The sequence below is a fragment of the Paenibacillus sp. RC67 genome (genome assembly GCF_030020805.1).
In the GTDB taxonomy this organism is placed as follows: Bacteria; Bacillota; Bacilli; order Paenibacillales; family NBRC-103111; genus Paenibacillus_S.
In genome coordinates, this window is record NZ_CP125098.1 from 1,147,946 (window position 1) to 1,162,962 (window position 15,017).

Annotated in this window: 13 protein-coding genes; 11 read left to right on the forward strand and 2 right to left on the reverse strand. The window is 46.8% G+C overall.

All coding sequences use genetic code 11. The features are described 5' to 3' along the window. Nucleotides 1-36 precede the first annotated feature (36 nt). Nucleotides 37-1,536 (reverse strand): discoidin domain-containing protein, encoded by a 1,500-nt coding sequence (locus QMA13_RS05345; RefSeq protein ID WP_282940003.1) that lies wholly within the window; start codon nt 1,534-1,536, stop codon nt 37-39. A gap of 292 nt (nt 1,537-1,828) precedes the next feature. On the opposite strand from QMA13_RS05345, the gene QMA13_RS05350 reads away from it, so the two are divergent. The 10 genes from QMA13_RS05350 (at nt 1,829) to QMA13_RS05395 (ending at nt 12,256) form a co-directional block, all read left to right on the forward strand. After that, a complete protein-coding gene (locus tag QMA13_RS05350; protein WP_282940004.1) occupies nt 1,829-2,263 on the forward strand; it encodes a MarR family winged helix-turn-helix transcriptional regulator in 435 nt (144 codons plus the stop codon). A 42-nt stretch (nt 2,264-2,305) separates the two neighbouring features. After that, on the forward strand, nt 2,306-3,547 hold the full coding sequence (locus QMA13_RS05355; RefSeq protein WP_282940005.1) for a multidrug effflux MFS transporter: 1,242 nt from the start codon (nt 2,306-2,308) through the stop codon (nt 3,545-3,547). Between the two features lie 112 nt (nt 3,548-3,659). Continuing rightward, the gene (locus QMA13_RS05360; protein WP_282940006.1) at nt 3,660-4,097 is read left to right on the forward strand and encodes a carboxymuconolactone decarboxylase family protein; all 438 of its coding nucleotides are present in this window, start codon (nt 3,660-3,662) and stop codon (nt 4,095-4,097) included. 401 nt (nt 4,098-4,498) lie between these two features. Then, nucleotides 4,499-5,428, forward strand: a complete 930-nt coding sequence (gene cysK, locus QMA13_RS05365) for a cysteine synthase A (RefSeq protein ID WP_282940007.1) — start codon at nt 4,499-4,501, stop codon at nt 5,426-5,428. Between the two features lie 152 nt (nt 5,429-5,580). Continuing rightward, nucleotides 5,581-6,585: an ABC transporter substrate-binding protein gene (locus QMA13_RS05370; protein ID WP_282940008.1), complete on the forward strand. Its 1,005-nt coding sequence runs from the start codon at nt 5,581-5,583 to the stop codon at nt 6,583-6,585. Nucleotides 6,586-6,761: 176 nt separating this feature from the next. Then, nucleotides 6,762-9,263: an O-antigen ligase family protein gene (locus QMA13_RS05375; RefSeq protein WP_282940009.1), complete on the forward strand. Its 2,502-nt coding sequence runs from the start codon at nt 6,762-6,764 to the stop codon at nt 9,261-9,263. A 284-nt stretch (nt 9,264-9,547) separates the two neighbouring features. Beyond that, on the forward strand, nt 9,548-9,982 hold the full coding sequence (locus QMA13_RS05380) for a YciI family protein (protein WP_282940010.1): 435 nt from the start codon (nt 9,548-9,550) through the stop codon (nt 9,980-9,982). Then, nucleotides 9,979-11,241, forward strand: coding sequence for an RNA polymerase sigma factor (locus QMA13_RS05385; protein WP_282940011.1), 1,263 nt, complete (start codon nt 9,979-9,981; stop codon nt 11,239-11,241). The genes QMA13_RS05380 and QMA13_RS05385 overlap by 4 nt, the downstream gene beginning before the upstream one ends. Before the next feature lie 155 nt (nt 11,242-11,396). Continuing rightward, complete coding sequence (locus QMA13_RS05390) at nt 11,397-11,828, forward strand: YciI family protein (RefSeq protein ID WP_282940012.1); 432 nt, start codon at nt 11,397-11,399, stop codon at nt 11,826-11,828. A gap of 86 nt (nt 11,829-11,914) precedes the next feature. Next, nucleotides 11,915-12,256, forward strand: coding sequence for a DUF1801 domain-containing protein (locus QMA13_RS05395; protein ID WP_282940013.1), 342 nt, complete (start codon nt 11,915-11,917; stop codon nt 12,254-12,256). Nucleotides 12,257-12,379: 123 nt separating this feature from the next. Here the strand turns inward: QMA13_RS05395 and QMA13_RS05400 are convergent, their stop codons facing one another. Next, nucleotides 12,380-12,805 carry a VOC family protein gene (locus QMA13_RS05400; RefSeq protein ID WP_282940014.1) on the reverse strand — a complete coding sequence of 142 codons (426 nt, stop codon included), beginning with the start codon at nt 12,803-12,805 and terminating at the stop codon, nt 12,380-12,382. Between the two features lie 416 nt (nt 12,806-13,221). On the opposite strand from QMA13_RS05400, the gene QMA13_RS05405 reads away from it, so the two are divergent. Beyond that, nucleotides 13,222-14,958: a sensor histidine kinase gene (locus QMA13_RS05405; RefSeq protein WP_282940015.1), complete on the forward strand. Its 1,737-nt coding sequence runs from the start codon at nt 13,222-13,224 to the stop codon at nt 14,956-14,958. Nucleotides 14,959-15,017: the final 59 nt, after the last annotated feature.

Below are 15,017 nucleotides of genomic sequence, written 5' to 3' on the forward strand. Positions count from 1 at the left end.
CTTCAGGAGATAGGCCTTATTTCGTGTTACAACCGATTAATTGGCGTAGACTTCAAATTCGTTGACGTTCGCTTCATCGGAAGCGGATACGACATTCAAGCGGATGTAGCGTGATGTCACAGGAGAGAACGTGATCGTTTTCGAAGCACCAATTGTTGTGCCGCTTGTAATGTCAGTGAACGTGGAGCCGTCATTGGAAGATTGCAGCTTGAACGATGTGATATTAGCAAAGTTCGTCTCTTGGATAACGACTTTGCTGTAAGTTTGGCTGGAGCCGAGGTCGACTCTCAGCCATTGCCCAGCATTCGTTCCGGAAGCGGAAGCCCAGCGAGTGCTCGTCGTACCGTCAAATGCTTTACCGGCTGCATAAGTGGCGCTCCATTCGGTCGATGCGGTAGCCGTTTTATTCAGCGCCAGATTGGTGGGGGTAGGTGTAGTGCCACCGCTGTAAGTATCTCCGCCCTCACCGCTCCAAGTTTTTTCAACAAAAGACGATGGACTTGCAGATGTGGCTGTTTTGGAGCCGGACGCATACAGCCCGCCTGCTACGTTGGTGGAAGTATAATCAGAATATAATGTATTGTTGGTGAAGCTGCTGTAAATCAGGGAGCCAGTTAAATTGTTCCCTGTTAAAGCTTTCAATTCCAAATTGCTGCCGTAGGAGTTGTTATCCGAGGCTGTCATTTTGTTGGCACGGACTCCTTGCCCTGGGCCAGCGTTATTTTTGATCGTTGTGTTGATGACCTGCACGTTGTTAGCGCGGATGAACAACCCATTATTGCCCACGGTCTCCTCAGGTACAGTATTTTGGAAATCGATGTTGGCGCCGATCACTTTAATGTCATGGGTGCCTTCCTTGAAATCGAAGCCGTCATTTTTCGTTTGAATGGCGCTGCAGTTAAGGAACGTAATATAACCGCTTTGGTCGGCATTCGGCGCGGTAGTCCAATTTTGATCTGCATCCCCAACATAGAAACCTTCGCCAAACTTGCCGCTTTGTCCCGTATATTGGGCAGAGCAATTCTGCAGCAGCCAGTATTGGCTGTTTTTACGGATTTTGAAGCCTTCAGCTAACGTGTTTTTTACGGTGACATTCGTTACGTAGCCATGGGATGCTTCGATTAAGAGCCCTTTATTGGAATTCGAATTGGAGTTGATCGTCAGGTTCTCCAGCTTGTAATAGTTATGTTTAATATACACAGAGGAATTACCGGCCGAAGCCGTGAAGTTAAAAGTAGCGCCGCTACCCGTTCCGCGAATCGTAATATAGTTACCGCTGGAACCGCTTACAGAAGTGCTTATCGTACCGTCGGAAACATTATAGGTTCCGGAAACTTCAATAATATCTCCTGGTTGTGCGCTGGCTAAGTAACTGCGAAGCGTTGCAACATCTCCGGCGGGCACGGTTTTAGTTGCAGCAAAGGCTGTGGAGACAGCAAAAAAAGGAACCAACGTGAAGCATAGTAGAAATAATACCGATACGGACATGGTGCGACTTCTTAGCCAACCGAATGGTGTTCTTGAGCTTTTCTTCATCAAGCATCCTCCTTCATTTTATGTTGCTGGTGCAGCAAATCAATGACTGCCGCACTACGCTGAGCGCCAGACTTTCACCTCCCGTTCTGTAATTAAGACGCCCGCCATGCGTAGATGATATTGCGAGCGTTACTTCTAAGCTTAGCGAAATTAATCTAGTCCCAACATAGCTAAAACTCACATTATTTTCGCGAAAACTAACGAGATTACTACTTCAAAAGGGTTGACGAAAGGGGCAAATTCCTCTACACTAGCATTTGGTTAGTTGACTAATTAAAAGGTGGGGTCGGTAATGAATTTCCAACATACGGATGCTCTGACGCGTCTTATGAAGCATGTGTTGAAGCTTCATAGACAGAGTGTCGATAAGCTGATCCAAGAATATGAAGTGTATCCAGGTCAACCCCCGCTGCTGCTAAGACTGGCAGAGCAGGATGGCCAAATCCAGAAGGAGCTTGCCTCGAATATTCATATTCAACCGGCGACACTTACCGTCATGATAACACGCATGGAAAAGGTAGGGTTGGTCGAAAGAAGAGCTGATTCAGCCGATCAGCGCATATCCAGAGTGTATCTTACGGATAAGGGGCGCTTTGCCGCGGAGAAAGTAAAGGAAGCACTGAGTATCATTGAAGAACAATGCTTTCAGCATTTTAGTTTGGAGGAAAAGATGCTATTTCGTCGATTACTGCTGCAAATGCATAGCGATTTGGAGGCACTGCAGTAATGTGATTAGCTAGCTAATAAAAATAAAGAAAGGATTGATCCCATGACAGATCATCATAATGATGCCTTACCGTCGACCGCTCCTTCGCGGCGGTTGTGGATGGCACTGGTGCTGGGAGCGCTGGCATCCTTCGGCCCGCTGTCCATCGATATGTATTTACCGGCGTTACCTACACTCGCGGACGATCTTCATACAACGACTTCACTAGCTCAGCTTAGTCTCACCTTTTGCTTGCTTGGGCTTTCGCTCGGACAGCTGCTGGCTGGTCCCTTAAGTGATGTTAGAGGTCGTCGCATGCCGCTTATTGCCGGATTGCTAGTCTATACAGTTGCTTCGCTTTTGTGTGCTTTTAGTCCGTCCATCTGGGCATTGATTGTGCTTCGATTTATTCAAGGCTTTGCCGGCGCAGCTGGTATTGTAATCTCTCGCGCGGTCGTACGCGATATGTACTCGGGAACGGAATTGACGAAATTTTTCTCCCTATTAATGCTTGTTAACGGGGTTGCACCTATTTTCGCTCCTATTGCCGGAGGACAGCTGCTTCGTGCCACGGCTTGGCCTGGCGTTTTCGTCGTATTAAGTATATTCGGAGTACTCATGCTGATTGCGGTCCTATTCGGCCTGCCAGAAACGTTGCCTGTCCAACGACGCTCCAAGGGAGGCATTGCCAATACGTTAAAAACGTTCCGAAGCTTGGCGAGCGACCGAATGTTCATGGGCTATGCGCTATCACAAGGCTTGGTTATTGCAGCCATGTTCGCGTATATATCTGGCTCTCCATTTGTCATTCAAAATATTTTCGGCGCTTCGCCGCAAATGTATAGTATGTTTTTTGCCATTAACGGACTTGGCATTATTATTGCAGGCCAAGTTACGGGTAGACTGGCTGGCAAACTTGGCGAGAAGAAGCTGCTCGTCAGCGGTCTTGTCCTGGCTATGCTTGGGGGCGTTACCCTGCTTGCCATGATTCTTGTCGGTGCTGGGCTGTACGCGATTCTGGTGCCGCTGTTCTTTGTCGTATCGAGCGTAGGGATCGTCAGTGCAACATCGTTCGCTCTGGCGATGCAGAATCAAGCGCAGGCAGCGGGAAGCGCATCAGCTCTTCTCGGATTGTTATCCTTCATTGCCGGTGGCGTTGTAGCTCCGCTTGTCGGCCTTGGCGGTAGTGGAACGGCTGTACCCATGGGAATCGTTATTGCGGTAGCGGATGTCGGTGCTGTCGTATGTTATCTATTGATGATACGGCGTAAGAAAGCTTCTGCGGTCTATTCAGCCAGTGCGTAAAAAGTTTTTTTCATCATTTATGATTTGATGTCACAAAACGGCTTCTCAATTGTCTTAATTAGTGTAAAGACAAAACAATCCTGTACGAACGGGATATGAGGAGGCCATTTAGATGAAAACAAGATTATTTATGAACCAAGCCGCTCCAGAGGGTTATCAAGCGATGCTAGGGCTCGAACAATATGTGGTGGGCACAAGTATTGATAAAAAACTGAAGGAACTCATCAAAATTCGCGCTTCCCAAGTGAACTCATGCGCATTTTGTATCGATATGCACACCAAGGAAGCCCGCAAGCTGGGTGAAACGGAGCAGCGGATTTATGCTTTGAGCGCTTGGAGAGAGACACCATTCTTTACGGATGCGGAGCGCGCAGTGCTAGCTCTCACGGAATCGATCACCTTGCTTGCTGAGACTCATGTCCCAGACGAGGTGTACGATGAATTGGAGAACTTCTTTAATGAGAAACAAATCGCCGAAATCATTATGCAGATCGTAACGATCAATGCATGGAACCGAATCGGCGTAGCGACCCGCTTAATGCCTCAATAAGCAAGAGAAACCAAGCAGGCCCTGTTATGGCTCAAAGTCATAGCAGGGCTTTTTTTTGCTACATTGGAAAGAATAACTTCACTAAAACATGATCGTAGAGAAGAACTTTCTATTGGCTGCTAAGCGTGGTCTCGCATCTAGGAAGGACATCGAGATTTTTATCATATAACATTATATGACAGAAGTTTTTGTGTGAACGGTAAAAAGATGGGGGCTGTATGTAACTCGAATCTAGCAGAGCTTACCCAATGTGTCCCTGATTGCTTTAAAAATGGCGAAAATAGCTATATCATCCGTTTGTGTCTTAGCTGCGTTATTTTACTTTCTATTTTTTTGGTGATAAGATTTGAATACTAAGTGATAGGGAATCATATCATTATTGTTTCACAGGAGGGGTTTATATGCCAAATATAGCTAACAACTTGACTGATCTTATAGGAAATACACCATTGCTCCAGCTTGCCAAATTCGGCCAAACGCATCAACTAGAAGCGACAGTGATTGCTAAGCTGGAATACTTCAACCCGGCTGGAAGCGTGAAGGATCGTATTGGATATGCGATGATCAAGGATGCAGAGGAACGAGGACTACTGCAAAAGGATTCCGTCATTATTGAGCCAACTAGCGGGAATACCGGGATCGGACTTGCTTTCGCTGCCGTGGCATTAGGATATAAGCTTATCATTACATTGCCCGAATCTTTCAGTATCGAGCGTAGAAAAATTTTACAAGCACTTGGAGCAGAGCTTGTTCTTACTCCTGCAGCGGAAGGGATGCCAGGGGCGATGCGTAAAGCGGAGGAATTAGCCGCGGAGATCCCCCATTCATTTATCCCTCAGCAGTTCGATAACCCTGCGAATCCACAGATACACAGAGTAACTACGGCTGAGGAAATCTGGCGTGACACAGATGGCGGCGTAGACATCTTCGTTGCTGGCGTTGGAACAGGCGGAACGGTAACAGGCGTTGGCGAAGTGTTGAAGCAGAAAAAACCTTCTGTACAGATTGTCGCGGTAGAACCTTTCGATTCAGCGGTTTTATCGGGAGGCAAGCGCGGCGCTCACCAACTGCAAGGTCTTGGTGCAGGGTTTGTACCTAGTGTGTTCAATCGAGACATTGTTGATGAAATCTTTAAGGTGAAAAATGACCAAGCTTTCCAAACGACGCGCGAGTTGGCGAAAACGGAAGGCTTACTGGTGGGAATTTCTTCTGGTGCTGCTGCATTTGCAGCTGTCCAGCTTGCCAAGCGTCCTGAGAATAAAGGTAAGAATATCGTTGTGATTATGCCGGATAACGGCGAGCGTTACTTATCGACACCGTTGTTTGACTAGAAATGAAAGGCACCCTGAAAAGGGTGTTTTTTATTTTATTCACAAGATGGTCATACAAAAAGACATTGACAACTTTGTACGGTTCAAGTACTATTATCGATGTGAATGAGAATCATTATCATATGTAACGGACTTGGGAGGTCAAGACAGAAATGTATTTTAAGAACGAATCCTTTCGAATAAGATCAGCGGCTTTGCTTGCTGTCATATTAATGCTGACAGTGTTTTTAGCTGCTTGCGGCGGGAAACAACAGGCACAGCCGGGCGCTGCTGATAGTAAAGCAAGTGCAGGCAATGCTACGGCAGATGCTCCACGTAAAGTTACGCATGCTATGGGCGATTCCGAAGTACCTGCTCATCCGCAAAAAGTTATCATTTTGACAAACGAAGGAACAGAAGCTTTGCTAGCCCTTGGTGTTAAACCTGTTGGCGCTGTTGAATCATACACAGGAAAGCCTTGGTTCGATCATATTAAAGCGGATATGGCCGGCGTAACAACGGTCGGAACGGAATCCCAACCTAACCTTGAAATTATCGCTTCCTTGAAGCCTGACTTGATCATTGGTAACAAAATGCGTCATGAGAAAATTTATGATCAACTAAAAGCTATCGCACCAACCGTATATTCCGAAACCTTGCGCGGAGAATGGAAAAGCAACTTCACATTGTATGCTGACGCTTTGAATAAAAAGAAAGAAGGAGAGCAAGTTATCTCTGCCTTCGATAAGCGTATTGAAGACTTCAAAAGTAAAGCTGGCGACAAGCTGAAAGAGAAAGTAGCCGTTGTTCGTTTCATGGGCGGCAAAACTAGATTCTATTATGGCAACATGTTTACAGGGGTTATTTTCCAACAAATTGGTATTCCTCGCTCCGACCCTAAGAGTGATGAGAAATCATTCGAAGACATCACCAAGGAACGCCTGCCTGAACTGGATGCCGCTGACCGCGTCTTCTACTTTACTTATGAAACTGGAGACGGCAAAGGAACGCAGCAGGAAAAAGAATGGATGAACGATCCATTGTGGAAAAACCTGAAAGTAGTTAAAAACAACAAGCTGATTAAAGTAGACGATACGACTTGGAATACAGCTGGTGGCGTAAAAGCTGCAAACCTCATGCTGGATGACATGTACAAAATCTATGACGTAAAACCTTAAACCAAAATGACGAAGCCGAGAGTTCCTTTGAGAACTTTCGGCTTTTTTTGTATTGTAAAAAACATATTCTGACATTATTTTTCATGTTTTTAGGAACTTTTTCCATAATTTTCTCGTCTATGTAATAAATAAGCTACTATAGATGGGTGAAATCAATGGAGGGACGAGTAAACGCAATGCAAACACAAACGAAGTACCGCAGTAGAGGAGTAGGACTAAAGCAAGACAAGAAGGAACAAAGCGCGGTGATGCACGGGTTACTTTTTCTGTTTGTTACGGTGTATTTGCTTTTAGTTCCCTACCTTAGGGGATTGTTTTTGTCTGCCAGGATCGATGGAGATCCAAGATCGAATATCTCTTATGAGCTGCCGATCCAAAGCATGCTTCTGCTTGCATCCTTTTTTCTTCTAATGATGGCAGTTTATATTGTGAAATACCACGAACAGTGGAGGGATCACGGCATAACGCTCGGGCTCGTTTGGCTTATGCCTATCAGTGCCATATTGTCATACATACATGCTGTATCCGTACACTATGCCTTTTTGCTTATTCAGATTCAATTGTTCTACGCGATGATGTTTTTATTGGGAATGTTCATTACGCTACATCCTTCGGGACGCAGGCTGCTGCCTCAGCTTATTGTGGCGAGCGCTTATATCGTGACTTTGTACGGACTTCTTAATTTATTCGGGAATGCGCACTATTTATCGGCGGTTGTCGTAGAATCCTATGGTTTGCGGTTAAACTCCGTCTTTCAGTATCCGAACGCCAATGCAGGATTTCTGCTGGTCATTATCGCTTGCGCTGCCTATGGTACGGTAACTGCGAGAAACAAGGCCGTGTCACTTGTTCATGCATTCATGCTTGTTCCAGCTATGCTGTCACTCTTGCTTACTTTGTCACGCGGAGCGCTATTGATGCTGCCGCTTATCGTTCTATTGCTCATGCTGCTTGTAACGATGGCTAGACAATGGATGCTTCTTCTTCACCTGCTGCTGGCGGGATTGGGCACTTTAGCGATATTGACGCCAATGACGGAAACGGCTTTGGCTGTGCAGAAGAATCAAGCGGCAGCTTCGATATGGGAAGGCTGGGGACTGCTGCTTGCCGTCTCTATGGGCGCTGCTCTGATTGGTTGGTCGCTTCAGCATTTTGTTCTGCTGCGTGATAGGAAAGAGGAGCGTCAGGACGCAGGAACGCGTAGGGGAACATCGAGATTGTGGACAAGACGTTGGGTCCTTCCATCTGGTCTGGTACTTATCGGTCTGCTTGTCTTTGGTATTGTCGCTATGGACAGTCCGCTATTGACTCTGCTGCCGCAAACATTGGAGCAAAGAATTCGGAGTATTAACTTTGAGCAGCACAGCGTTCTGGAACGCGGAGTGTTCTACTTGGATTCTTTAAAAATGATTAAGGATTATCCGATACTCGGGGCGGGCGGTGGAGCGTGGTCATCCTTGTACCCAACGTATCAGAGCTATCCGTACACAAGTCGGCAGGCACATAATTTTATATTGCAGCTTTGGATTGAACAGGGAACCGTCGGTCTCCTTTCTTTTATCGTGCTGCTTGGTTATGTATCCTTCCGTTATATTCGAGCCCTGGTTCGGACGAATGTGAAGTCGGAGCCTCATGTGCTGTACGTCATTGTTGCTGGGGCTCTGTTGATGCACAGTCTGATGGATTTTGATTTAAGCTTTGTTTATTTGGCATCGCTCGTCTATCTTTGTTTGGGAGGTATGGCGGCTGTTGGAGCGGAGAGGGTGGCCGAGACGGGCAATCCTGTCAACATAAACAAAAAGCGCTCCTGGAGCTTGGTAAACATCAAGTCCGCTACGCTTTATGGGACGCTTCTATCCGCAGCAGCAATCTTCCTGATGATCACAGGGGCATTATATGTTTCAGGCGGACGAACGATGCAAAATGCGGTGAAATCCATGTACGAGCAGCAAGAAGTGGATCTCCAGGAAACAACCGGATGGATGCAGGAAGCGTTGAACAAGCAGCCGGACAATCCCGGCTATATGCTGCTATTAATAAACCTTTGGAGATCGGGCTTTAGCCAAACAAAGGATGAACGCTTCGATCAGGAAGCATTGAAGCTGGAGGAACGGCTGCAGAAGGTAGAGCCATGGTCAAGAGAGCTTGTGGAAGAAAAATGGATAAGAGCTATAAGAAAGCAGGATTATCAGGCGGCCTTGACAGTGCTGCAGGATGCTTTAGACAAGTTTCCGTGGGAACAAATGCTGTATGAACGCTCGCTTTCTGTACGGTTCCAGCTAAGCCAAAAAGCGGAGCTTGCACATGACTCGAAGGCCGCAGCTATGCATCGCAGCGAAGGAATACAGTTGTTCAATCATTTTCTGGAAAAGCGCAAGCAGCTCGATGCGATGCCTAAAACGATCAATTTGGGAGCACCGTTCGCTGTTACTCCGGAAATGGCTATATCCGCGGGTCAAATGCTGTATATAGAAGGACGCTATGATGAAGCTGCAGCAGCCTTAAAGCTGGGCATCAATGGTCGGTTGGACGAGCAAGTGCAGCAAATTATGGCTCGATGGTATTTAGCCTCGCTTGCCAAATCGGGCAAGGAAGACAAAGAGCTGTACGAGAAGCTGATTCAGAAAAATCCTGAGGAAAAGCAGTTTATCGAGCAGCTGCAGCATGCATCCTATTAAGTCCTCGGATGGGTACAAAGCCGAAAAGGAGTTTGTTTAATGGTGGAGAATGAATAAATAGCCATGATAACAGGGGAAATGAGAACCATTGGAAGCGAAACTAACGTTTGATCAAAAAATCCAGCTGCCAAAATGGGGTATGGTAAAAGTTTTATTGAAAATTCTCTTGATTATGTCGATTTAACTCTAGTGTATTCGTCGTCCATATAGAGCTTCCGATTATCGTTTCATTCAGAAAGGATAGACGCGGACTCGCCAATAATAATTTCGGAGGGAAAACCATTATGCGATTCATGATGATTGTCAAAGCGACTAAAGATTCCGAGGCGGGCGTTATGCCTAGTCAAGAGCTGATCGAAGCAATGCAGCGCTATAACGAGGAGCTGGTAAAGGCAGGTGTTCTGCTTGCTGCCGATGGGCTGCAAGCAAGCTCGAATGCTATTCGAATCTCCTATCCCGAGCCTGGCGGTAAGCCGAAGGTTATAGATGGTCCTTTCACCGAGGCCAAAGAGTTAATCGCCGGATACACGCTTATTGAAGTCAAGTCAAGAGAAGAAGCTATCGAATGGGCTATGCGCATGCCGGATCCCCATGGATATGGCGAAGGACAAATTGAGCTCCGACAAGTGTTCGAGGCGCCAGAGCTGACTCAAAATCCTGAATCGCTGGCTAAGGAAGCTGCGCTTCGTGAAGAACTGGAGAGGCTCAGAAAATCGTGACAGCTACCGCAGCTCACCGTACGATTGACGCCATCTGGCGAATCGAGTCGGCCAAGCTTATCGCAGGTTTAGCTCGAATGGTGCGAGACGTCGGCCTTGCGGAGGATCTTGCGCAGGATGCGCTTGTGATCGCATTGGAAAAATGGCCAGACAAGGGCATACCGGATAATCCGGGTGCCTGGCTGATGGCAACAGCAAAACGGCGTGCGATCGATCAGTTAAGAAGGAACAAGCTGCGCGACCGAAAGTATGAAGAGTTTGGTCGCGATAATGATTTATACACGGAGCAAGACCTGGATATTGTGATGGACGGGGAGATCGGCGACGATCTCCTACGTTTGATCTTTACGACTTGCCACCCGATCCTTTCGCGGGATGCGCGGGTAGCTCTGACGCTCCGTTTGCTCGGAGGTCTTACTACCGACGAAATCGCCCATGCTTTTCTCGTTGCTGAATCGACGATCGCACAGCGTATCGTACGGGCGAAGAAGACATTGAGCACAGCACAAGTTCCCTTCGAGCTTCCTGAGGGCGATGAGCTGAAGGAGCGGATAGCAACCGTACTTGAAGTTATTTATCTAATGTTCAATGAGGGATACGCGGCGACATCGGGCAGTACTTGGATACGCCCTTTGCTTAGTCAGGAAGCTCTCCGACTCGGTCGCGTTCTTGCGGAGATTTCTCCTATGGAACCGGAGGTTCATGGGTTGGTTGCTCTGATGGAGATTCAATCGTCTCGGTTCAAAACCCGGGTAGGTCCAGCGGGTGAACCCGTGCTTCTCATGGATCAAAACCGTGCGTTATGGGATCATTTGTTAATCCGCCGGGGATTAACCTCGCTCGAACGAGTCCAAAAGCTCGGACGTCCGCTGGGTCCTTATGCTCTACAGGCCTCGATCTCCGCGTGCCACGCGCAAGCTCGAACCGCCGCGGAAACCGACTGGGTGCGTATTGCTGCTCTCTACGAAGCATTATCGCGCGCGATGCCTTCGCCTATCGTGGAGCTTAACCGTGCGGTGGCCATTGCCATGGCCTTCGGTCCGGTATTCGGTCTGCAGATAGTCGATGAGCTATCTGCTGAGCCGTCGTTGAAGGAGTATCACCTTCTACCAAGCGTTCGCGGCGATCTGTTAGTCAAATTGGAACGCTTCGCTGAAGCGCGTGAAGAGTTCGAACGAGCTGCAACGTTGACGCGCAACGAGAGGGAGAGAGAGCTTTTGCTAAAACGTGCCGCAGAATGCACAAATGGCCTATGCTAAAGAAGATCATGAGGTTAGGGATCGGTGTTCAGAGAGGAAACCATCCGTCTGAACCGGGAAAACGCAAATGGATATAAGGCCCATTTGCGTTTTTTTTTACACTCTGTCGATTATTCCACTTCTCATTCGTCGTATAAGTAGAGGAGGGAAATGCAATGAAATTTATGTTGATTGTTAAAGCGAGTGGGCACTCGGAGGCTGGCGTGAAGCCAAGTCGAGAGCTTATGGAGGCAATGGCGGCATATAACAAGACTTTGGACAAAGCCGGCGTGCTTCTCTCTGCAGAAGGGCTTCAGCCCAGTACTAGCGGGCTGCGGATTTCGTATCCGATTCCCGGCGGGAAGCCGAAGGTAACGGTAGGTCCTTTTGCGTGGGAGAAGCAGCTGGTTGCGGGATACACTCTGATTGAAGTGGAGTCAGAGGAAGAAGCGATTCAATGGGCCATGCGAATGCCGGATCCCCAGGGCTATGGCAATGGGGAAATTGAGCTCCGTCAACTTTTTGAGCAGGAACCAATAAGAGAGCCGAAACAGTGGGTCATGGAGGCTGATTTGCTGGACCAGATCGGTATGCTGAAAAATAGTTAAAAATATTTTTTAGTAGCTGTCGATTTGGGCATTTCCCGTTCGTCGTGTTAATAGAAGCTGATTGAATGAAAAGGAGAATGAGAGAGATGAACCCAGAGGTAACGGAATTTATTGAGGCGGTAAAGGAACCATGGCAGAGAGAGTTGAGCTTTAGTCTTCGTGAAGCAGTTCGAAGGGCGGTTCCGGCTATTCAAGAGCGCATTCAGTACAAGAAACCCCACTTTTTGAGCAAGGGCAAATACGCCGCCGTCATCAGCACGTCGAAAGATGCCGTAAGCTTTACGATCTTTAATGCAAATGAGCTTGTCCTTCCGGAGGGAATGTTCGACGGGCCTCCCGAAAGAAAAACCATAAAGCTGCGTCAAGGCCAGAAGGTCGATTTTGATCAACTTTCGACACTAGTAAGTCAAGCCGCTGCGTCGTTGTAAGTGGGTGTAGAGAAGTTATACATTTCTTGCAAAAAACCGCCATCCGTGGCGGTTTTTTGACTATAGTAATAGTAGCAGGTATGGAGTAGATAAATAAAGAAAACGTAGCGAATCTCTTACTCATTACTCATTTTTTTTGGTGAATATCTGAAAAGTAACTCCGAACTTGTCCGTTACAATACCATAAGCGGGGCTAAAATGAGTTTCCTGCAAAGGAAAGCTCACTTGGCCTTCTTGCTGTAAGGAGTCATACAATTGGTGTGCTTCTTCCATATCGTTAGTTGTAATACAGATGTATACTGCATTTCCTCCTTGGTGCGGTTGATCAGGTGTATTATCGGCAACGAACAGATCTGCTTCGCCGATTTTTAGTACGGAGTGGGCCAGACGTTCTTTTATATTCTCCGGTACAGGGGATTCTGAGCTTATGGGCGCTTCGCCGAAGGTTTGTGTAAAAAGGACTTTTGCATGTAGTGCTTTTTCATAAAATTGGATAGCCTCTTTGGCATTCCCATCCAACATGATAAAAGGGGTCATTTGTAAAATCATGGTATACAGCTCCTTTAGTTATTAATTTTTGGAGTCCAGTTTTGCTAAGTTCTGCTGGTCTTGATATTTATAATAAACGATGATAGTGACAGCTATTGTCATAATAATAAAAATAAAAAAAGAATGAAGCCATCTCCAGATCGAAACGATTGATGGAAGGCAAAATGGCCAAGAACGATATCTTTTTATGCTATCCAACCCCATGATGTGCCGAATCGGCTATTCGCTTAAGCGCTTTACCTAAACTTAACCTTTACCATGCAAAAAGCGGTTGTAAGCCGATTTTTAGCTCTATATAATAAGCAATAAAGAGGGGGGAAACCGGTTTACGTGGACACGGCGATTCAAAGAGTCACAACGGAAGATTTCAATTTGGAAGCGCTTTATTAATGTTTCGTCAAGCGAGGTGAAGGTTATTGAACATACCGATGCTGCGGAGAGACTATTCGAGACCGTACTCGTTGAAATATCAACTGATTGTCATTTTATTCATAAGCTCGTTGACTCCGCTAATATTGATCGGAAGCATATCGTATTTTTCCATGTATGCCATTTTGCAAAACAAGGCTGAAGGAGGTGTGCAGAGCAACCTGCATCAGGTACGGATTTCGTTAGAGGATACGATAGGACAACTGAACCACACCTCTCAGCAGCTTGCTTTTGACGGTAGAGTGGGCAAAAACTTGGAGAGCTACTTGGCCGCTGATTATTACGAGAAAAAAAGGCTGAATGACGACATTCGCAGCGAGCTCAGTCTGATTCATTTTACGAACCCGACGCTCGGCCTTATGTTCTATTATTTTTCGAAGGATAACCAGAAGCTGTTTGAGAATTTTAATGTGCGTGATGATGACATTCTGAAGCTTCCTGTGCTGATCCGATTTGATAAAATAACATATTTCGGACCGCATCGTTCGTTAAATCCGATTGATGGGAATGAAGTGCTATCGATACTGCGCAAGGTGGAGCTGCCGGATCGCGATGATGTTTATGTCTATATTGAGACCAACTTCAAGCTGGCGGAGAGCATTATTAAGGACAACGACCAGTTCGGCGGCCATCTGGTCCATCTCATTGTGGACAATAACGGCAAGGTAGTATACAGCGAAAATAAGACCGATTTTCCGATCGCATCCGTTGCATCGTCTGCAAAGATGAAGGAAACGGCTTCAGGAGAGTACTACATGTTCGAGGAGACGAGCAATCAGTCTTGGAAAGTGATGGCTGCCGTTCCTCAAGTCGTATATAAGCAGGAAATTAATCGATGGATCAAACAATTCGCATTTTTCGCGGTGCTTACTTTAGCGGCCAGCGGCTATCTCGCGTGGCTCATATGGCGTACGGTGTACCGTCCGCTTAATGTGCTGAATGCGGATATTCGCAGCGTAAAGCATAATTATGAGCACTTCCCAACGAGGCAATCTCACATATCGGAATTTGCCGTCATTTACCGTGAATTCGCTGAGATGAGGAGTCGCATATTCGAGCTGATTGACGAGGTCGAGCAAAAAGAGAAGGGCAAGGCTCTCCTTGAAGTTGAAAAGCTGATGACCCAGATTAATCCGCATTTTATCCATAATACGTTGGATACAGTACGCTGGCTGGCCCGAGCTAATGGACAAAGAGACATTGATCGTCTCGTATCGATGCTTAATAAAGTGCTTTATTATAATCTCGGCAAAGGAGGCCCGGCCCGCATACGCGATGAGATCGAGGCTTTGCGGCATTATGTGGAGCTGCAAGGAATACGTTACCATTTTGAATTCGACGTCCATATTCACGCGAACCCTAAGGCGCTGGAGCTGCCGATACCAAGATTTATCCTGCAGCCTTTGGTTGAAAATGCGCTTTATCACGGAATGGAGGATCAAGGCGCCATAGAGGTAGTTGTCATGGAGGATGGGAAGTCGCATGTCATTATCGAAGTGAGGGACAACGGAGAAGGAATGACACAGGAAGAGATTGATCGCCTTGTCCTTGAAGATAATCCGGAAAGAAAAAGGGTAGGTCTTGGCATTGGGCTGCAGTATGTGTATCGTATGGTCAAATTCCAGTTTGGCTCGGAAGCAAGCTTTCATATCGAGAGTACGATAGGTTCAGGTACAACGATTCGGCTCCGTCTTCCTGTTGCGGAGTCTGAGCTCATGAGCTGACTTACGAGAGAGCATCCATAGCAAGGAAGGATTATTTTACAGGACAGAGGACTCATTGG